This window comes from Thalassospira australica, assembly GCF_044790785.1.
GTDB lineage: Bacteria > Pseudomonadota > Alphaproteobacteria > Rhodospirillales > Thalassospiraceae > Thalassospira > Thalassospira australica_A.
Genome location: NZ_CP085258.1, coordinates 4,413,974 through 4,432,782 on the forward strand (window position 1 = coordinate 4,413,974; position 18,809 = coordinate 4,432,782).

19 protein-coding genes are annotated in these 18,809 nt (G+C 54.2%); 9 read left to right on the plus strand and 10 right to left on the minus strand.

The genetic code is table 11. The features are described 5' to 3' along the window. Nucleotide 1: 1 nt before the first annotated feature. The 8 genes from hisF to ade all read right to left on the minus strand — a co-directional run bounded on the left by hisF (nucleotide 2) and on the right by ade (nucleotide 7,957). Nucleotides 2-763: an imidazole glycerol phosphate synthase subunit HisF gene (gene hisF, locus LG297_RS20540; RefSeq protein ID WP_404423639.1), complete on the minus strand. Its 762-nt coding sequence runs from the start codon at nucleotides 761-763 to the stop codon at nucleotides 2-4. A 25-nt stretch (nucleotides 764-788) separates the two neighbouring features. Continuing rightward, nucleotides 789-1,517, minus strand: a complete 729-nt coding sequence (gene hisA, locus LG297_RS20545; protein WP_404423641.1) for a 1-(5-phosphoribosyl)-5-[(5-phosphoribosylamino)methylideneamino]imidazole-4-carboxamide isomerase — start codon at nucleotides 1,515-1,517, stop codon at nucleotides 789-791. Continuing rightward, the gene (locus tag LG297_RS20550) at nucleotides 1,514-2,068 is read right to left on the minus strand and encodes a GNAT family N-acetyltransferase (RefSeq protein WP_404423643.1); all 555 of its coding nucleotides are present in this window, start codon (nucleotides 2,066-2,068) and stop codon (nucleotides 1,514-1,516) included. The genes hisA and LG297_RS20550 overlap by 4 nt, the downstream gene beginning before the upstream one ends. Beyond that, the gene (gene hisH / locus LG297_RS20555) at nucleotides 2,065-2,715 is read right to left on the minus strand and encodes an imidazole glycerol phosphate synthase subunit HisH (protein WP_404423645.1); all 651 of its coding nucleotides are present in this window, start codon (nucleotides 2,713-2,715) and stop codon (nucleotides 2,065-2,067) included. Before hisH ends, LG297_RS20550 begins: the two co-directional genes overlap by 4 nt. Then, the gene (locus LG297_RS20560; protein WP_404423647.1) at nucleotides 2,712-3,107 is read right to left on the minus strand and encodes a DUF2628 domain-containing protein; all 396 of its coding nucleotides are present in this window, start codon (nucleotides 3,105-3,107) and stop codon (nucleotides 2,712-2,714) included. Before LG297_RS20560 ends, hisH begins: the two co-directional genes overlap by 4 nt. 116 nt (nucleotides 3,108-3,223) lie before the next feature. Then, nucleotides 3,224-3,823 (minus strand): imidazoleglycerol-phosphate dehydratase HisB, encoded by a 600-nt coding sequence (hisB, locus tag LG297_RS20565; RefSeq protein WP_404423649.1) that lies wholly within the window; start codon nucleotides 3,821-3,823, stop codon nucleotides 3,224-3,226. 148 nt (nucleotides 3,824-3,971) lie between these two features. Further along, nucleotides 3,972-6,104, minus strand: coding sequence for a cache domain-containing protein (locus tag LG297_RS20570; RefSeq protein WP_404423651.1), 2,133 nt, complete (start codon nucleotides 6,102-6,104; stop codon nucleotides 3,972-3,974). 122 nt (nucleotides 6,105-6,226) lie between these two features. Further along, nucleotides 6,227-7,957 (minus strand): adenine deaminase, encoded by a 1,731-nt coding sequence (gene ade, locus LG297_RS20575; protein ID WP_404423653.1) that lies wholly within the window; start codon nucleotides 7,955-7,957, stop codon nucleotides 6,227-6,229. A gap of 207 nt (nucleotides 7,958-8,164) precedes the next feature. Here ade and hslV point away from each other — a divergent pair, with 207 nt between their 5' ends. Further along, the gene (hslV, locus tag LG297_RS20580; protein ID WP_404423655.1) at nucleotides 8,165-8,725 is read left to right on the plus strand and encodes an ATP-dependent protease subunit HslV; all 561 of its coding nucleotides are present in this window, start codon (nucleotides 8,165-8,167) and stop codon (nucleotides 8,723-8,725) included. 58 nt (nucleotides 8,726-8,783) lie between these two features. Beyond that, nucleotides 8,784-10,094, plus strand: coding sequence for an ATP-dependent protease ATPase subunit HslU (gene hslU, locus LG297_RS20585; RefSeq protein WP_404423657.1), 1,311 nt, complete (start codon nucleotides 8,784-8,786; stop codon nucleotides 10,092-10,094). Nucleotides 10,095-10,189: 95 nt separating this feature from the next. On the opposite strand, the gene LG297_RS20590 is transcribed toward hslU, so the two are convergent. Both LG297_RS20590 and LG297_RS20595 read right to left on the minus strand, forming a co-directional pair. Continuing rightward, entirely contained in the window at nucleotides 10,190-11,599 is a 1,410-nt protein-coding gene (locus tag LG297_RS20590; protein WP_404423659.1) for an ATP-binding protein, read from the minus strand. 244 nt (nucleotides 11,600-11,843) lie between these two features. Next, on the minus strand, nucleotides 11,844-12,425 hold the full coding sequence (locus tag LG297_RS20595; protein ID WP_404423661.1) for a malonic semialdehyde reductase: 582 nt from the start codon (nucleotides 12,423-12,425) through the stop codon (nucleotides 11,844-11,846). A 278-nt stretch (nucleotides 12,426-12,703) separates the two neighbouring features. On the opposite strand from LG297_RS20595, the gene LG297_RS20600 reads away from it, so the two are divergent. The 7 genes from LG297_RS20600 to LG297_RS20630 all read left to right on the plus strand — a co-directional run bounded on the left by LG297_RS20600 (nucleotide 12,704) and on the right by LG297_RS20630 (nucleotide 18,796). Beyond that, nucleotides 12,704-13,819 (plus strand): polysaccharide deacetylase family protein, encoded by a 1,116-nt coding sequence (locus LG297_RS20600; protein WP_404423663.1) that lies wholly within the window; start codon nucleotides 12,704-12,706, stop codon nucleotides 13,817-13,819. A gap of 145 nt (nucleotides 13,820-13,964) precedes the next feature. Next, nucleotides 13,965-15,182: a bifunctional phosphopantothenoylcysteine decarboxylase/phosphopantothenate--cysteine ligase CoaBC gene (gene coaBC, locus LG297_RS20605; RefSeq protein WP_404423665.1), complete on the plus strand. Its 1,218-nt coding sequence runs from the start codon at nucleotides 13,965-13,967 to the stop codon at nucleotides 15,180-15,182. A 69-nt stretch (nucleotides 15,183-15,251) separates the two neighbouring features. Continuing rightward, nucleotides 15,252-15,737 carry a dUTP diphosphatase gene (gene dut, locus LG297_RS20610; protein WP_404423667.1) on the plus strand — a complete coding sequence of 162 codons (486 nt, stop codon included), beginning with the start codon at nucleotides 15,252-15,254 and terminating at the stop codon, nucleotides 15,735-15,737. A 96-nt stretch (nucleotides 15,738-15,833) separates the two neighbouring features. Next, a complete protein-coding gene (locus LG297_RS20615; protein ID WP_007088455.1) occupies nucleotides 15,834-16,289 on the plus strand; it encodes an Rrf2 family transcriptional regulator in 456 nt (151 codons plus the stop codon). A gap of 202 nt (nucleotides 16,290-16,491) precedes the next feature. Beyond that, nucleotides 16,492-17,442, plus strand: a complete 951-nt coding sequence (gene cysK / locus LG297_RS20620; RefSeq protein ID WP_404423669.1) for a cysteine synthase A — start codon at nucleotides 16,492-16,494, stop codon at nucleotides 17,440-17,442. A gap of 117 nt (nucleotides 17,443-17,559) precedes the next feature. Then, entirely contained in the window at nucleotides 17,560-18,363 is an 804-nt protein-coding gene (locus tag LG297_RS20625) for a HesA/MoeB/ThiF family protein (protein ID WP_404423671.1), read from the plus strand. Then, nucleotides 18,353-18,796, plus strand: coding sequence for a hypothetical protein (locus tag LG297_RS20630; protein ID WP_404423673.1), 444 nt, complete (start codon nucleotides 18,353-18,355; stop codon nucleotides 18,794-18,796). Before LG297_RS20625 ends, LG297_RS20630 begins: the two co-directional genes overlap by 11 nt. Nucleotides 18,797-18,809 lie beyond the last annotated feature (13 nt).

The window sequence follows — 18,809 nt, forward strand, 5'->3', positions numbered from 1 at the left end:
ATCACCCCTCGCGGACCGGTATACCGGCGGCTTTCATGTGGTCCTTGACCTCGCGAATGCGATAGGTCCCGAAATGGAAGATTGACGCGGCCAGAACTGCGGAAGCGTGACCCTCAGTCACACCTTCGACCATGTGGTCCAGCGTTCCGACCCCGCCCGATGCAATCACCGGCACATGGACCGCATCAGCGATGGATCGGGTCAGTGGCAGGTTAAAACCTGACTTGGTGCCATCGCGGTCCATCGAGGTTACCAGAAGTTCGCCTGCACCATATTCGGTCATTTGTTTTGCAAACGAAACAGCGTCAATCCCGGTTGGCTTACGACCGCCATGAGTGAAGATTTCAAACTTTTCCGGGCCGGTTGATTTGGCATCAATCGAGACCACAATGCATTGTGATCCGAACTTTCGTGCTGCTTCGCGCACGAAATCGGGGTTATTGACCGCGGCGGTATTGATCGAAACCTTGTCGGCACCGGCCAAAAGCAGTTTGCGAATGTCTTCAAGCGTGCGTACACCACCGCCGACTGTAACGGGCATAAAGCAGGCTTCTGCCGTGCGGGCAACAACGTCGAAAATGGTATCGCGATTGTCGCTTGAGGCGGTGATATCAAGGAAACAAAGCTCGTCAGCGCCTTCGGCGTCATAAATGCGGGCTTGTTCCACCGGATCGCCGGCATCGATCAGGTCGACGAAATTGACCCCTTTGACGACGCGGCCATCCTTAACGTCGAGACAGGGAATGACACGGGTTTTCAGCATGGTCGGTTATCCTGTTTGGGTCCGCTCAGGACAATGCCCTGATGGCTTCTGCCAGATCAATCCGGCCGTCATAAAGCGCGCGTCCGGAAATCGCACCGTCAATCCCGGCGTCGGTATGTTTGGCAACTGCAATCAGATCATCAAGCGATGAAACCCCGCCCGATACGATTACCGGGGTCGAAATGGCACTGGCAAGGGCCACGGTACTTTCGATATTCGGCCCGCCCATCGCACCATCGCGGTCAATATCGGTAAAGATGATCGCGGTAACCCCGCAATCCTCGAATTTCTGCGCCAGTTCAAGTGCGGTGACTTCGGATGTTTCGGCCCAGCCTTCGACCGCGACATAGCCATCGCGCGCATCAATGCCAACCGCGATCCGGTCTGGCCATTTCGCACAGGCTTCCTTGACGAAATCGGGATTACGGAGGGCAACAGTTCCAAGGATCACACGTGTGATGCCCTTGTTAAGCCAGTAGTCAACCGTTTCCATCGTACGGATACCGCCGCCAAGCTGGGTTTTGGCCTTGCCGGCAACAGCGGCAAGGATGCTGTCAACAGCCGTCCCATTGACCGGTTCACCGGCAAAGGCACCGTTCAGATCGACGATATGGACCCAATGGCAACCAGCCGCGACAAATTCACCGGCCTGTGCGCCCGGATCATTGTTGAATACGGTCGCCTTGTCCATATCACCGCGCAACAGGCGAACGCATGCACCATCTTTAAGGTCGATTGCCGGATAGAGATTCACTGGTCAGTGTCCTGTATTTTTTTGGTGTAGTAGTAACCTTCGACCATTTTGCCATCGACCATCGCGTAATAGGGATTGATGCCCCAACGGACATAACCCAGCCCGTTATAAAGTGCGATGGCAGCAGTCTGGGTTTCACGAAGATCAAGTTTCAAAACCGAATAACCGCGTTCGCGTGCATAAAATTCGATGCTACGCACGATGGCCTTGCCATTACCGCGCCCTCGCGCCCACGGTGCCACGAAATGGCCGGTAATCTGGGCCGAATGGCGCTGTGCTTCAAGGTTGGAAGGCGTTTCAAGCAATTGGGCGGCACCGGAAATCACGCCGTCAACGCGCGATACAAACAGATGACGCCCCGGCATCAGCAAAACGCCGCGCCAGTATTTTTCCATATCCGGACGATCCGGCGGGGTCAGCCAACCAAAACCACCGCCTTCGACAATTGCCTGGGTACAGGCATCAACGATGTCAGAAAGATCGCCCGCGCTCAGTTCCGTGACGCGTTCGGCTGTAACACCGGGTTCAATGGTATTGCTGGGGGCGGTCATGGTTTCCATCCCAGGAAGTTACCAATGATGGTCAGTCCCGTTTTCTGGCTTTTTTCCGGATGGAACTGGGTACCGATCATGTTGTCGCGTCCAATCATCGCCGTAAGCGGGCCACCATAGTCAACTGATACCAGCCGTTCATTCGGATTTTGAACATGCATGTGATAACTGTGCACGAAATAGGCATGATCGCCATCCGATACACCCGACAACACGGAATGTGATTTGCCAGACGGATCAAGGACCAGCTCGTTCCAGCCCATATGCGGGATTTTAAGCGACGGGTCGGCGGGTTCAATCGCGACAACCTCCCCCTTGGTCCAGTCAAGACCGGGGGTATCGGCAAATTCGCGACCAACCGTCGACATCAGCTGCATGCCGACACAAATGCCAAAGAACGGCTTGCCGCCCTTGATGACCTGTTCGTTCAGAACTTCGACCATGCCGGTAACGGCATCAAGTCCGGCCCGACAATCGGCATAGGCACCAACGCCAGGCAGGACGATATGGCTGGCATTGCGGACCTTTTCCGGATCATCAGTGACAATGATATCGTCGGAAAAGCCGGTTTCGCGGGCTGCACGTTCAAACGCCTTGGCAGCAGAACGCAGGTTGCCTGAACCGTAATCGATAATCGCAACACTCATGAGTATGGGATGCTCCCGGATAAGGGGGTGGGCGCAACATTATGCAGGGTATCATGAACCCTACGTCTGCCACGCAGGCGATCAAAGAAGCGATGCTCGGCGGCATTTTCATCGGGACCGGCGACAATTTCGATAAGCTTCCAACCATGGGCCGCAAGCTTTCTGCGCCGTAGATCATTGGCAATCAGGCCAAAACCGATTCCGGTGGCAAGTGCCAGAACAAAATCCATCTCTGGGCCCCCATCGAACACATAGGTCAGCAGATTGCAAGTCAGCGATACGCCGATCAGGCCGAAAAAAGCGGCCCACAAGCGATGATACAGCGCCCAGATACCGCTAAAAATAAAGGCCCAGAAATTAAAGCCTTCGCGGATCAGAATCGCATTTTCCATCGGATCGGCATCGCCGGGATGGGTATGAACTGTGTAAACCTTCATCGAAAACCAGCTTCCTGTTCCGGGTGATGCATCACCCGGTCAATCGGATCAGATCAGGGGCATCTGGCGGGTTAAAGCGACCCACCGAGAACACCCTTGGTCGAGGGAATGGCATCGGATTTGCGGGGATCGATTTCGATCGCACTGCGCAGGGACCGTGCCAGCGCCTTAAAGGCACTTTCGACGATATGGTGATTATTATCACCATACAGGTTTTCAACATGCAGCGTCAGGCCAGCGGCCTGTGCAAAGCCCTGGAACCATTCGCGGAACAGTTCGGTGTCCATATTCCCGATCTTGTCGCGAGTAAATTCAACATTCCAGATCAGATAGGGACGGTTCGAACAATCCAGCGCGACACGTGTCAGTGCCTCGTCCATCGGAAGCAGGCAACTGCCGTAACGATTGATGCCCGTTTTATCGCCCAGTGCCTGCGAAAACGCCTGACCGATGGCGATGCCGGTATCTTCGGTGGTGTGATGGAAATCGATATGCAGGTCGCCCTTGGCCCGGACTTTAAGGTCCATCAGGCTGTGGCGTGAAAGCTGTTCGAGCATGTGATCAAGGAAGCCAACCCCGGTCTCGACATCATAGATGCCGGTCCCGTCAAGATTAAGCTCGACCGTGATCTGTGTTTCGTTGGTATTGCGCTCTACGCGGGCCTTGCGCATGCAAAGCTCCTTTCCTGCAGGTATCGATGCATCTGTTGCGTCGTATTTAGCAATAACAGCTGCGAAAAGCCAGTTTAACCGGCTACGCATTGGCCGCAAATATGTGTGGAGTTTGCATTTGGCCGATCCGGTTCATTCAACGAACGACTTATTTGGTTTCGATATGGGAAATGCCATCCCAGTCGATTGGCGGCGGTGACTTTATGAACTGTCGGCAACGTTTCATATAGATCGAAACAAGTTTGTCCGTGCTTGCCTGCGGTTTCAGGGCTTTTAAGGCGTCAAGCGCCTCTTTCCAGTTACGGTTCCGATAAAGCGTCATGCAAGCGTTCCACGTGGAAACCTCGTCATATTGCTCTTTGGTGGCAGCAAGGTCACTATTTGCTTCCTGCTTCTCGCCCAACAGCTCAAAAATATCGACCGGAAGGGTCGTGCCTGCGGGGGAAACGCGATCCACAAAACGAAACAGGAAGGCTTCCCCTGCTTTTCGGGCGATGGTGCCGCTGGCGAGAATGCGGGTGCCATAAATCTTGTTCAGTCCCTCAATCCGGGAGGCAAGATTAACCGCTGCACCCAATGCGGTATATTGAATGCGACTTTTCGATCCGACATTTCCAACCACCACCTGATCGCAATGCAGACCGAACCGCGTGCGCAGGGGAAATAGTTCCGATTGGCTGGAAACTGAGTTCAACTTCCGTCCGGCATGCCTGCATGCCAAGGCTGCCCGGCAGGCATGAATGGTGTGATCCGGGTCCGTTGTAGGGGCATTCCAGAACGCCATGATCGCATCACCGATATATTTGTCGATCGTGCCGTTGCCATTGTCGGTGATTTCCTTTTCCATGGCCGCGAAGTAGTTTGACAGTTCAAGCATCAATACCGTTGGCGCATAGTTTTCGGTTTTGCCGGTAAAGCCTTCGATATCGGTGAACATGATCGACAATTCTCGCGATGTACCTCCGATTTCGACCGGATGGCCCGAGGCAACAATCGATTTCACCAGATCAACAGGCACATAAGAGCCAAAGCTTTTCAGACTGACTTTCATGTTTGATACGGCATTGGCCAGTGCGCTGACCTCGTAAATGTGGGACGACATCTGAAAATCGCCTTCAAGATCGAAATGGCCGACTTTCTCGGCCTCCAACGCCACGACATTAAGCTGACGACTCAGCATGCGCGACATGATGACGATCAGAATGACGGTAATGACAATGATGATTGCTGCAATCTGCAAAACGTTTCGGGTGGTTTCCTTGATGGCACCGACAAATTCATCCTCGGGTACGATGAAGCCAAGTGTCGGGGAAACACCGAATAATTCGGGAATGGGGGCCGCGGATGCCAGATATTTGCGCCCGTCTTTCGCCCCTTTGAAATCAAAGAAAGTCTCGCGACTTTTTGTCCATTGCGTAATCGCCGTTTCGACAATGGGATCGTCAATTTTACGATTGTCCACCCCCGTGAATTTCATATCCTTGGCATCGTCGCGTGTCCCGCTATAGGCGATGACACCATCTTCTCGATCAAGCAGAAAGACACGGCCCTCATTGCCGATCCGGATGTTGTTCAGGATGTTGGTGATCTTGTCCATTGTCAGGTCCGCCCCGACAACACCTACCAGTTTTCCGTCGGCATCGGTTACCCGTCTGGCAAAGGTAACTCCCGGTTTTCCAGTACTGTTAAAGATATAGAAATTACTGACGAAAATATCGTCCCGGTTACGGGCACCTTCGTACCAGGGACGGGTTCTGGGGTCATATTCCACGTTGATCTGTTCGCGTCCGGTAACGGCTCCCCATGATGACTGATACAGGAACGTTTCGATCATATCGTCGGCCGGGCCGTTGATTGTGCGATAGACGATTTTGGTGTTTGCGGGCAGCGGGCTGTCATTCGGGCCAAATTCCGAAACGCCCCCGGGGACTTGCACGACCTGATAAAATTGTCCTTGATTCTCAAGACCAAAGAACAAGCCATAGATATAGGGATAGGGTTTGATCTGGCTTGCCATGACGGCCCCGCTACGAGGTTCGGTCACGGCTTCGGGGAAGGATTTGATAAAATCGACGGTTGTTTCAACCACCTGTCCGACCGGAACGATCACATTGATCAGGTTTTCAACGGTATTCTCGCGCGCGGCGGTCATCTCGGATCGCGCTGTTTCCAATGCAAGCCGGTGATTGTTTTGGTAAAGAATGGCAACAGTGATCCCGATCATGAACACGGCGATTGCTGTGAACGCGGTGGTCACCCCTATTTGCAGCTTGATCTTCACCTGTCCACCCCATTGTCAGTTCCCTGGATCAGATATTTCTTTTCCGGGTTGAAGATTGGTATGTGGGATTGCGCGCTAGGATAAAAACCCATCCATTAGAACAGGCTAAAGGTGTCGAAAGGTCAGACAAAGTCGAACTTGTCGACGTCAAACAGGCCTTTGTCGGTCATTTTCAGATGCGGGATTACCGGCAAGGCTAGGAAGGCGACCTGCAGGAACGGCTCGGGCAGGACACAGCCAAGATCCTTGGCAGCCGCGCGTAGCGTGATCAGGTCCTTTTCGACGACCTCAAACGGTTCAGTACTCATCAGTCCGGCAACGGGTAACGCCAGTTCGGCCGTGATCCTGCCACCATCTGCAACGGCAAAGCCGCCACCCATTTCAATCAGACGATTGACCGCGGCGGCCATGTCGGCGTCATTGGCACCGACCACAGTGATATTGTGGCTGTCATGCCCGACCGAAGATGCAATTGCCCCGCGTTTCAAACCAAAACCACGGACGAAACTGCGCCCGATATTGCCGTTCTTGCCGTGGCGTTCGACGACGGCCACCTTGATCACATCGTTTTCAAGATCGGGTTTCAGGCCATTTTCGCCAATTGCAAGCGTGGCCTCATCCCGGAAGGTCAGGATCAGACCGGGTTTGACCTTGATCACTAGGGTCTGGTTCTGACCTGGTTTGGGCTCACTTATGAAGTCATTGGCTTTGACCGGTTTGGCCTTCATTGATGTCAGGCCAATCGGTGCCACGGTTTCGCGGGCGTCAAACAGGTCCTTGGTCACCAGTCGTCCGCCGGCAATCACATCACTGACCGCACAAGATTCCAGATCATCAAGGATGGCGATATCGGCCCGCCCGCCCGGCCCGATCAGGCCACGATCACGCAGTCCGAAAATACGGGCCGCCGAATGTGATGCGGCGCGATAGGCATGGTGAATCGGACAATTACGTGCTTTTAAATGACCGATTAATCGTTCAATAAGGCTGTCAAGATGACCCTCTTCGCCGATATCAAGCGGATTACGATCATCGGTACACAAGGCTACGAAACTTGAACTATTCTCATCAAGGATCTCAGCCAGTGCTTCAAGGTCTTTGGAAACTGATCCTTCGCGGATCAGGATCGCCATACCTTTGGCCAGTTTTTCGCGGGCCTCGGCGGCGGATGTTGCTTCGTGGTCGGTGCGAATGCCTGCGGCCATATAGCCGTTTAGTGCCGTGCCCAGTACCAGCGGCGCATGACCGTCAATATGACCGTCTTGAAACGCTTCAAGCTTTGCCAGAATGCCCGGATCAAGGTTCAGTACGCCGGGATAATTCATCATTTCGGCCAACCCGACGACCTTTGGATGGCTTCGGAATTGCAGAAGATCATCGATTTCAAGCTGCGCACCCGATGTTTCAAAGCCGGTGGCTGGAACACAGGATGACAGATTGACGCGGATATCCATCACGGACCGTTCGGCGCAATTCAGAAAATACCTGATCCCGTCTGCGCCCAGAACATTGGCGATTTCATGCGGATCACACAGGACCGTGGTGACACCGTGCGGCAAGACGCAGCGATCAAATTCAAGCGGCGTGACAAGCGAGCTTTCGATATGCAGATGCGTGTCGATAAAGCCCGGTACGGCAAATTTGCCGGTACAGTCAATTTCGCTCTCGCCTTCGTATCTGGCATACGTGCCGACAATCCGATCGCCAACAATGGCAATATCGGTTTCAGTTACCTTGCCGGTGATAACATCAAGCAATCCGATATTGCGCAGGACCAGATCGGCCCTGATCCTGCCCTGGCCGGCGAGGATGCATTTGCCAAGATGGGTTTGGGCAAGGTCGGGATTGCTCATGACTATTGTCCTTCATTCTTTGAAATTCTTTTATGATCCAAGGGTAAAGCATGTAGCGGCGATACGTCCTGAATTTTTTGTATTCCATCGCATTGAAACAGTGTTTGTGATCCGGCGATGGTGGTTCGCAGGGCTTGGCCCTTGACCGGACTGTTGTGCGTGCTAACTCTTGATCGAATACATTGGATGAAAATCTAGGGATTATTTATGAGCGAACAATCGCAGCCGAGCTGGCATGGCACAACGATCCTGTCGGTGCGCAAGGGCAATGAAGTCGTGGTTGCCGGTGATGGCCAGGTCTCGCTGGGCCAGACCGTGATCAAGGGTAACGCCCGCAAAGTGCGCCGTATCGGCCAGAAAGGCGAGATTATCGTCGGATTTGCCGGGGCAACGGCGGATGCTTTTACCCTGCTCGAACGTCTTGAAGCCAAACTGGAACGCCATCCCGGCCAGACCATGCGCGCCTGTGTCGAACTGGCCAAGGACTGGCGCACGGATCGCTATCTTCGCAAGCTCGAAGCGATGATGGCAGTGGCCGACAAGGATGTATCACTGGTGCTAACCGGTCAGGGCGATGTGCTTGAACCCGAGGACGGCATCATCGCCATCGGATCGGGGGGCAATTACGCGCTGGCGGCAGCACGTGCCCTGATTGATCAGGACATGAATGCCGAGGAGATCGCCCGCAAGGCGATGGCGATTGCCGGTGATATTTGTGTCTATACCAACGGCAATGTGCTTCTGGAAAAAATCGAGGATGCGAAATAAGGGTGCCGTTTCGGGCCTATTATCGCATTTCCGTCGCAAGAACTAACGGATAAATTTAATGACCCAACATTTCAGCCCGCGCGAGATTGTTTCCGAACTAGATCGCCATATTATCGGTCAGAAAGATGCCAAGCGCGCGGTCGCCATTGCCTTGCGCAATCGCTGGCGTCGACAGCAACTTGACGACAACATGCGCAATGAAGTGCTGCCCAAAAACATTCTTATGATCGGCCCGACCGGTGTTGGTAAAACCGAAATTGCCCGGCGTCTTGCCAAACTGGCAGAGGCTCCGTTCATCAAGATCGAGGCCACCAAATTCACCGAAGTCGGTTATGTTGGTCGGGATGTCGAACAGATCGTTCGCGACCTTCTGGAAGTGTCGCTGGACCTGACGCGTGAAAGCATGCGCAAGAAGGTCCGTGCCAAGGCCGAAATGCAGGCCGAGGAACGCATTCTGGACGGTCTGGTTGGTGAAAATGCATCGGCCGATACCCGCCAGAAATTCCGCAAGATGCTGCGAGAAGGCGAATTGCAGGACAAGGAAATCGAAATCCATGTCCAGGAAAGCAGTTCATCTTCGATGCCGACCATCGATATTCCGGGCATGCCCGGTGCGCAGATGGGAATGCTGAACCTTTCGGACGTTTTCGGCAAGGCATTCGGTGGCCAGACCAAACCAAAACGCATGACCGTCGAGGAAGCGTTTGAACGTCTGATCGACGAGGAAGGCGACAAGCTTCTGGATATGGATAAGGTTACCGCGGAGGCGATCGACAATGTCGAACAGAACGGCATCGTATTTCTTGACGAGATTGACAAGATTACCGCGCGTTCCGAACGCGGGGGCGATGTGTCGCGCGAGGGTGTACAGCGCGATTTGCTGCCGCTGATCGAAGGTACCAATGTTTCGACCAAGCATGGCACGGTCAAAACCGACCATATCCTGTTTATCTGTTCGGGGGCGTTCCATCTGGCAAAGCCATCGGACCTGCTGCCGGAATTGCAGGGCCGTCTGCCGATCCGGGTCGAGCTGAAAGCTCTGACCGAAGAAGATTTCCGCCGTATCCTGCTGGAACCGGAAGCGTCGCTGATCAAGCAGTATGTGGCGTTGCTGAAAACCGAGGAAGTGACGTTGGAATTCAGCGATGATGCGGTTGATGAACTTGCCCGCATTTCTGCCAGTGTGAACGAAACGGTCGAAAATATCGGTGCGCGTCGGCTGCATACGGTTTTGGAAAAGCTTCTGGACGATATCAGCTTTACCGCAACTGATCGGTCGGGCGAGACGATCAAGATCGATGCGAATTATGTTCGCGAGCAGGTCGATGACCTTGCCAAGGATGCCGACCTGTCGAAATTCATTCTCTGACTGTTCAACAATCTTGAAAAGACAAAGACCGGCAGTTTGGTGCCGGTCTTTTTTTCATGTGAAACATGCAGGCCTGCCCGAAACCAGGCAGGAAATCAGGCCCGATGCAGGGTTCGGATATTGTCGCTGGCCTTGGCGGGAAGATAAACCGTGAAAACCGATCCGACACCCTGTTCGCTGTCGATGATCATGGTGCCGCGGTGGCGTTGTACCAGATGTTTGACGATTGCAAGACCAAGACCGGTGCCACCAACGGCACGTGATCGTGCTGTATCAACCCGGTAAAACCGTTCGGTCAGGCGCGGCAGGTGTTCGCGTGCTATCCCGTCGGAATGATCGCGGATGGCAACCGCCAGAATACGGTCATGCCGGAACCGCGCCAATGCGCCGGGTGTGTTTTTGGCAAGGGTGATGGAAACTTCGATATCGGTATTGGCGTGGCCGTATTTGATGGCGTTTTCCACCAGATTGACGAAAACCTGGGTCAGTTCCTTTTCTTCGCCGACAATCTCGGTATTGTCGATGTCGCATGTGACCCTGATCTGCATGCTTTTGGCATCGGCCTTCATCGCAAGTGTCTTGGCGACTTTGTCGATAATCTTGCCGACATCGCAATCATCAGATGGCGGGGTATGTTCGTTCAGCTCGATCCGGGCGAGTGACAGCAAATCTTCGATCAGATGTTGCATTCGCAGTCCTTGATCGCGCATCACTGGCAGAAACTGGTTCAGCGCATCCGGGTCATCCTTTGCCGGGCCTTCAAGCGTTTCGATAAAGCCGAGCAACACCGAAAGCGGGGTGCGCAATTCATGTCCGGCATCGGTGGCGAAATCGGCACGCATCTGTTCAAGTTTGCGAAGTTCGGTCAGGTCGGAAAACGACAGGACAAAATTCCGGTCACCGGTTGCAGCCGGAAGGCGCGCGGTCAAGACGTCAAAATGGCGGTGCGCGTCGCTTGCCAGCACAAATTCGGCATGTTTCATCCGTTCGCGTTCTGCTGCAACGTCGTCAAAGGCGTCAAGCAGGATGGGATCCCGGATGTAACGTGTCAGGTCATGGCCGGTTTCAAGATTGTGAAACAGACCGAGTGCCGCCTGGTTAAAACCGGTGACAACCCTCTGCCGGTTGACCATCACCACCGGATTTGGCAGGTGATCGAGGATTTCGGCATCGGTACTGGTCCGGGTTTCAAGATCGGTAATGCGTTCGCGAAAGACACTGGCGATCTGGGTGTAAAGAGACGAGAGTTCGGCCGCAGCCCCGAAAGACAGATGTTGTGGTGGTGTCCCGCGGAATTTGTCGCGCAGGCCAGTGGCATATTGGGCAACCTGGCGCAATTCGCCAAAATAGATGCGAAGAATCGCGGCAACCCCGACCCATGCCAGAATGGCACACAGGATCGCCGTTCCCCAGCCAAGCAGTTCCATCGTGGCGAGCACGATGAAAATCGTGGCCGTTGGAAATGCAACCGCAAATGCTGTCATCAACAATTGGCGAAAGCCCAATTGACGCTCCTGAAGTCGGGTGCCGATTTGGTACGCGTTAACGCACGCAAAAAATTTGGACTAAAATGATTATGCGCCGGTAAAGATCAAATAAAAGTTAGATGACAGTTTTCAAGCTTCAGAAATACTTGAAAAAATACGTCGTCCACTTGCTGACCATACAGCCGTATAAGATAATTTGGTCGAAAATTTTGCAATTGCGTTAACGCTCTCGTGTCGCGTCGGTTTCGCCTTCTGATAGCGATCAGAGGATTTCAGCACCCTCATCAAAGCTCAGCCGCGGGCTGCGATCAAACAGTTTTGACGGATCGCCATAGCCGATATTGATCAGGAAGTTGCTTTTGACCTGTGTACCACCAAAGAATTCGGCGTCGACCTTGGCATTGTCAAAGCCCGACATTGGCCCGCAATCAAGCCCGAGCGCACGCAGCGCCAGAATGAAATAGCCGCCCTGAAGCGTGCCGTTACGAAAGGCGGTTGCCGAAATTGCCGCATCGTTACCGGCAAACCATGATCGCGCATCAGCATGAGGGAAAAGTTGGGGCAGTTTTTCATAGAATTCCATGTCATGGGCGATAATTGCCGTGACCGGTGCCGCCATGGTTTTTTCCAGATTGCCAGGAGATAGGGCAGGTTTCAGGCGTTCTTTTGCCGCTGCCGATTTGACAAAAGTAATGCGCATCGGTTCGCAATTGGCGCTGGTCGGGCCCATCACGGTAAGGTCCCATGCCTTTTGCAACAGGGCAGTATCGACATCGCGATCCTGCCAGCCATTGTGGGTGCGGGCCTTGTTGAAAAGGATGTCGAGTGCGTCGGAACCAAGCATGCCAATCTCCGTTGAAGTTACGGTTGAACAGGATGTCCTAAAGTTAGGTTGCTACGGACTATACACAAGCGCAGTGACGAAATTGTGGAAAAACAATTGGTTCGCTGGTAGGTTCACAAAAACATGATTACCGGAAACCATAAATTATCGGCTGTGGTTTTGGGGGCTGCAGTGACCAAATGAATGAGGTCGCAAAAGAGATGGATGTGGCAATGCAATCACAGACCAATAAGCAGCGGCATTTTGAAAAGATGTCTCGCGCAAGTGGCGGGAGAGGCATGTTTCGTTGCATGATTTTTGGCGCGGCTTTTGCCGTTGGGCTGACATTTGGCATATCACCCGGTATGGCACAGGGTACGGCGCAGGATGAAGGTGCCTCAGATACGACGACCAGCGGGCAATCCCCTGCAATACAGGAAAGCACCGCCACGTCTTCGGCGACTGCGGCGATACCGACCGGGGATGCATCGTCGGCCGTTGTGTTTATGTATCATCGGTTTGCCGAAACAGATTTCCCCTCGACCAATATCCGCGGTCCCCAGTTCGAAGCCCATCTTCGGGAGTTGAGCAACGGTAAATACACCGTGATGGGCGTGCCAGAGATTGTCGATGCCCTGCAAAATGGCAAAGGCCTTCCCGATTATGCCATCGGGATCACGGTCGATGATGCCTATCGTTCGGTTTACGATGTTGCGTGGCCTGCCTTCAAAAAGCACAACATGCCGATGACGGTCTTTGTCGCGAGCGAACAGGTTGATGCCGGGTACGAGAACTACATGACTTGGGACATGTTGCGCGAACTGGTCAAGGAAGGCGTGACGATTGGCGGACACAGCCGGCATCATTCGCATTTGCCGAGCCTTCCGATTGAAGACGTAAAGGCCGAACTGGCCCATTCGGCCGAACGGTTTCAGGAAGAACTGGGCTTCGTTCCGGATATCTTTGCATATCCCTATGGCGAGGCCAGCGATGAGGTCATCACGGCGGTCAGGGAAGCCGGTTACAAGGTGGCATTCGGTCAGCAAAGCGGTGCGATCAGCACGGAATCGGATATGATGTATCTGCCGCGTTTTGCCATGAACGAGAATTACGGCGAGATGGACCGTTTTACCCTTGCGGCAAATTCTCTGCCATTGCCGGTCAGCGATGTAACCCCGCCAAACTATACGCTGGAACGCAATCCGCCCGCGTTCGGCTTCACGTTGAGGGAAAAGGCAGGCGATATTGCCTGCTATCCGTCCGAGGGCGAACCAACCATGAATCGCTTGGGAGACGAGCGGGTTGAAATTCGCCTGAATGCACCGGTTTCATCGGGGCGTTGGCGGATCAACTGTACTTCGATGGGGCCGGACGGACGGTGGCGTTGGTTCGGGATGCTTTATACCGTTCCATAAAAAATATCTGAAAATGGACGATGAAATCACGCTGCGGGTTCTACGATCCTGTGGCGTTTTTTCTGATTACTTTGGACGCTTGCACGGGATCGACAGAGAAGGTAGGTTAACCACACTTCTCCAACGTAAATAATTGGTAACCACAGTGCTAGCAGGAAAAAATATCCTTCTGATCATCTCGGGCGGCATTGCAGCCTACAAGGTTCTTGAGGTGATCCGACGCTTGCGCGACCGGGAGATCAATATCCGCGCGATCCTGACCAAAGGCGGCGCGGAATTCGTAACCCCGTTATCGGTGGCCGCCCTTACCGAGAACAAGGTTTATCAGGATCTGTTTTCCCTGACCGACGAAGCCGAAATGGGCCATATCCGCCTGTCGCGAGAGGCCGATCTTGTACTGGTTGCCCCGGCAAGTGCCGATATCCTCGCCAAAATGGCAACCGGTCAGGCCGGTGATCTGGCAACGACGGCGCTGCTGGCGACCAACAAGCCGGTGATGGTTGTGCCGGCGATGAATGTCGAAATGTGGAACCATGCCGCGACACAGGCAAATATCGCCACTCTGGAAGGCCGCGGTGTGATGCGCGTTGGACCGGCGGCCGGCGATCTGGCATGTGGTGAAACCGGTTCGGGGCGTTTAGCCGAACCGGCAGAAATCATTGCAGCGGTTCTTGATTTTCTGGAAGGTCAGCCAGTAGGAAAGCCGCTTGCGGGTAAAAAGGCCATTGTGACCAGTGGCCCGACGCACGAGCCAATTGACCCGGTGCGATACATCGCCAACCGGTCGTCGGGCAAGCAGGGCCATGCGATTGCCGCGGCCCTTGCTGTTGCAGGCGCCGATGTGACGCTGATCAGCGGGCCGGTGAGTTTGCCGGATCCGACGGGGGTGAAGGTTGTGCGGATCGAAACCGCCCAACAAATGCTTGATGCTGTGCAGGTTGCCCTGCCTGCCGATATTGCAGTATGTGCAGCGGCGGTTGCCGACTGGCGCGTGGCCGCAGAAGCTGGTCAGAAACTTAAAAAGGATGGGTCGGGTGCGATCCCGGACCTGAAGCTTTTGGAAAATCCGGATATTCTCGCAGCTATTAGCCAGAAAGGGTCAAAACGCCCGGGACTGGTTATTGGTTTCGCAGCCGAAACAGAAAATGTTATCGAGCATGCCCGTGCCAAACGGGCGCGCAAGGGATGCGACTGGATTCTTGCCAATGATGTGGCGCCGGGTACAGGCACCTTTGGTGGCGATGAAAATGAAGTTTTCCTGATTTCCGGCTCGGAGAGTGCCAGTGATGAGGTTTGGCCCCGACAGGGCAAGGCCGGTGTGGCACGCGCACTTGTGCAACGGATTTCCCGGCATTTTGCCTGATTTGAATAACCTGGTAACCCGCTGCACGTCCAAGGCGTGCAGCCAGAAATGTGAAGACAAGGAACTTTCATGACGCGTTTGACTGTCGATCTGAAACAGCTGCCCCATGGTTCGGATTTCCCGCTGCCTGATTATGCCACCGCACAGTCGGCGGCCGTTGATCTGCAGGCGGCGATTGACGATAGGCTGGTGATTGCGCCGGGCAAACGGGCCATGATTGAAACCGGCATTGCGATTGCCCTGCCCGCCGGGTTCGAAGCACAGGTGCGTCCGCGTTCGGGACTGGCTGCGAAAAACGGTGTCACGGTTCTGAACAGTCCGGGAACGATTGACGCCGATTACCGTGGCGAAATCAAAGTGATCCTGATCAATCACGGTGACGAGGCATTCACCATCGAACGTGGCATGCGCATTGCCCAACTTGTGGTCGCACCGGTGACCCAGGTGACATGGAATGCGGTTGCCGATCTGGATGAAACAGCGCGCGGTGCGGGTGGATTCGGATCGACCGGTGTTGGTGCTACGGTTGCAATACCGGCGGGCAAAACAGCCTGATCACCGATAAACCGGTGATTTTCGACGCTCTGTCAAACATGGTTTCGAAATTTCCGGGGGGATATCCGGGACCGCAAGGGGAGTAAGAAAGAGACGATGTTAAAACTGTCAAAGAAGATGCTGTTCGCCATCGAGGCGGTGGTGGACATCGCCTATAACGCGGCGGGCGAGCCAGTGCAAAGCCGTGATATCACCGCGCGTCAGGGCATTCCGAAACGCTATCTTGAACAGACCCTGCAACAGCTGGTGCGTGCCGATATTCTGGTGGGGGTGCGTGGCCCACGGGGTGGTTACCGTCTGGCGCGCGAACGTCGGCGTATCACACTTGCCGATATCGTATCGGTGATCAGGTCAATGGAAACGTCGGACGACCCGATCGAAGATCCGGCAGGATCACCATTGGGCAAGGAAGTGGTGCGTCCGCTTTGGCGTGAACTTCAGGATGAAATGATGGTGGCGCTGACCCGGATCACGGTCGAGGATCTGTGCAACCGGGCGCGTGATGCGGGCCTGCGCAGCGGGATCGAGGAATCGCCGGATTTCATCATTTAGTCTTCGGAACGGGCGGCGGATTGTTGTATCGTGAAACCACAAGAATCCGCTGCGGTTCATATATGATTCACAGGCGTCAGGAACCGACCGAACCGGGATTTGCGTGAAAACTGTTTAAACCCGATTGACTTGGGAATTAAGCACGACAAATACAAATTCAGTATGTGGTTGGTTTTAAATTACAAGAAATTGCGAGGAAAACATGACCGAGTTTCGTGGCAAGATTTACGACAGCATCATCGACACCATCGGTGCGACGCCGCTGGTTCGTCTTTCACGTCTGGCAGCGGCCGAAGGTGTAAAGGCCGATCTGATTGGCAAACTTGAATTCTTCAATCCTCTGGCATCGGTAAAAGATCGTATCGGTCTTGCAATGATCGAGGATGCCGAGAAATCCGGGCGTATCAAACCGGGTGCGACGCTGGTCGAACCGACTTCGGGCAATACCGGTATTGCGCTGGCTTTTGTGGCAGCAGCCAAGGGTTACAAATTGATCCTGACCATGCCCGAAAGCATGTCGCTGGAACGTCGCAAAATGCTGATGCTTCTGGGGGCGCAAATTGATCTGACCCCGGCGGCCAAGGGCATGAAGGGTGCCGTAGCACGGGCCGAGGAACTGGTTGGCGAAATTGACGGCGCGATCATGCTTCAGCAGTTTGACAACCCGGCCAACCCGGAAATTCACCGCAACACCACCGCCGAGGAAATCCTGAAGGATACAGACGGTAAGGTTGATATCTTTGTTTCCGGTGTCGGTACCGGCGGGACTCTGACCGGGGTTGGGGAAGTTCTAAAAAAGCATAATCCGAATGTTCAGATCGTTGCGGTCGAACCTGAAGACAGCCCGGTTATTTCCGGTGGTGCACCGGGCCCGCATAAAATCCAGGGCATCGGTGCCGGTTTCATTCCGGGCAACCTGAATACCAGCGTTATCGACAAAACCATGACGATCGGCAACGAGACCGCCTTTACCACCGCCCGCAAGCTCGCCAGCATCGAGGGCCTTCCAACAGGTATTTCGTCGGGTGCGGCGGTTGCAGCTGCGATCGAGCTTGGCCAGTTGCCGGAAAACGAAGGTAAACGTATCGTGATCATCATTCCGAGCTTTGCCGAACGTTACCTGTCGACTCCGCTGTTCGAAGGTCTGCAGTAATCCGGTTCTGTTGCCAGATACATTTTGAAGGCCCGGATTTTCCGGGCCTTTCTTGTCTGTGCCATGCACGCTATATGCAATGGCAGACCTGTTTCGACCGAATGAAAGAAGCCGCGCGTGAGTGATTTTGATTTCAGCGAAAATGAAGTGCAGCGCTATGCCCGGCATATCGTCCTGAAGGATGTTGGCGGTACAGGGCAAATGAAGCTGAAGCGCGGGCGGGTGTTGATTGTCGGTGCGGGTGGCCTTGGCTCACCTTTGGCGATGTATCTGGCAGCCGCCGGGATTGGCACCATCGGACTTGTCGATGCCGACACGGTCGAGTTATCGAACCTGCAGCGCCAGATTGCGCATGGCATGAAAGACCTTGGCACACCCAAGGTCGAAAGTGCCAAATCAACCATGCTTGATATGAACCCGGAAATCACCGTACGGACGCATAATGTTCGGCTTGATGCGGCCAATGTTATGGATCTGATTGCGGATTATGACGTGATCGCTGATGGGTCGGACAATTTTGAAACGCGATTCCTTCTAAACGATGCGTGCTATTTTGCGGGAAAAACACTGGTGTCGGGTGCTGCCCTTCGCTTTGACGGGCAGGTTGCGACCTTTAAAGCCCATCTGGGTGATCCGCACCCTTGTTATCGCTGCATCTATCACGGTCCACCGCCCGAGGACGCCATTCCATCCTGTGCACAGGGCGGTGTTCTTGGTTCCGTCGTGGGCATGATCGGCGGGATTCAGGCAACCGAAATCCTCAAGGAATTGATGGGGATTGGCGATGGTTTGTCCGGCAGGCTTGTGATTGTCGATGCACTTGGTGCATCCTTCCGAAAGATCAAAGTCCCGCGCGATCCGGGCTGCCCGCTTTGTTCCGAAAACGCCAGTATCAAGGACCTGTCCATTCATGAGCATTGAAACCGCCAACCAGTCCGAGAGTCCAAAGAAACTGTCGCTGGTGGTGTTTTCCGGCAGCTTTGAAAAAGTTCATTACGCACTCGTAATGGCATCTGCGGCACTGGCTTCGGGGCGCGAGGCCACCCTGTTTTTCACCATGGAAGCCTGCCGTGCGGTTCTGGCTCCGTCGGGCTGGCGTCATTTGCGGACAGAGGCCGAAGGGGCAACGGCTACCTCGATTGATCTCAGTTATTCCATACGTGGCATCGGCACGTTCGAGGAACTGCTGTCGGCCTGTGTCGCACTGAATGGTAAGTTCATGGTTTGCGATATGGGTCTTCGCGCGCTTGGGCTGGAAAACGAAGCCAAACGTGAAGAGCTCAAAATCGAGACGGGCGGCGTGGTAACGTTCCTTAATGACGCCCGTCAACAGGGCGAAATGCTTTTTATCTAAGAGACGCTGATGA

Coding starts and splice junctions, on each gene's coding strand:
- hisF (WP_404423639.1), bottom strand. CDS start 763: ATGCTGAAAACCCGTGTCATTCCCTGTCTCGACGTTAAGGATGGCCGC.
- LG297_RS20550 (WP_404423643.1), bottom strand. CDS start 2,068: ATGACCGCCCCCAGCAATACCATTGAACCCGGTGTTACAGCCGAACGC.
- hisH (WP_404423645.1), bottom strand. CDS start 2,715: ATGAGTGTTGCGATTATCGATTACGGTTCAGGCAACCTGCGTTCTGCT.
- LG297_RS20560 (WP_404423647.1), bottom strand. CDS start 3,107: ATGGAAAATGCGATTCTGATCCGCGAAGGCTTTAATTTCTGGGCCTTT.
- hisB (WP_404423649.1), bottom strand. CDS start 3,823: ATGCGCAAGGCCCGCGTAGAGCGCAATACCAACGAAACACAGATCACG.
- ade (WP_404423653.1), bottom strand. CDS start 7,957: ATGAGCAATCCCGACCTTGCCCAAACCCATCTTGGCAAATGCATCCTC.
- hslV (WP_404423655.1), top strand. CDS start 8,165: ATGAGCGAACAATCGCAGCCGAGCTGGCATGGCACAACGATCCTGTCG.
- hslU (WP_404423657.1), top strand. CDS start 8,784: ATGACCCAACATTTCAGCCCGCGCGAGATTGTTTCCGAACTAGATCGC.
- LG297_RS20595 (WP_404423661.1), bottom strand. CDS start 12,425: ATGCTTGGTTCCGACGCACTCGACATCCTTTTCAACAAGGCCCGCACC.
- LG297_RS20600 (WP_404423663.1), top strand. CDS start 12,704: ATGTTTCGTTGCATGATTTTTGGCGCGGCTTTTGCCGTTGGGCTGACA.
- dut (WP_404423667.1), top strand. CDS start 15,252: ATGACGCGTTTGACTGTCGATCTGAAACAGCTGCCCCATGGTTCGGAT.
- LG297_RS20615 (WP_007088455.1), top strand. CDS start 15,834: ATGTTAAAACTGTCAAAGAAGATGCTGTTCGCCATCGAGGCGGTGGTG.
- cysK (WP_404423669.1), top strand. CDS start 16,492: ATGACCGAGTTTCGTGGCAAGATTTACGACAGCATCATCGACACCATC.
- LG297_RS20630 (WP_404423673.1), top strand. CDS start 18,353: ATGAGCATTGAAACCGCCAACCAGTCCGAGAGTCCAAAGAAACTGTCG.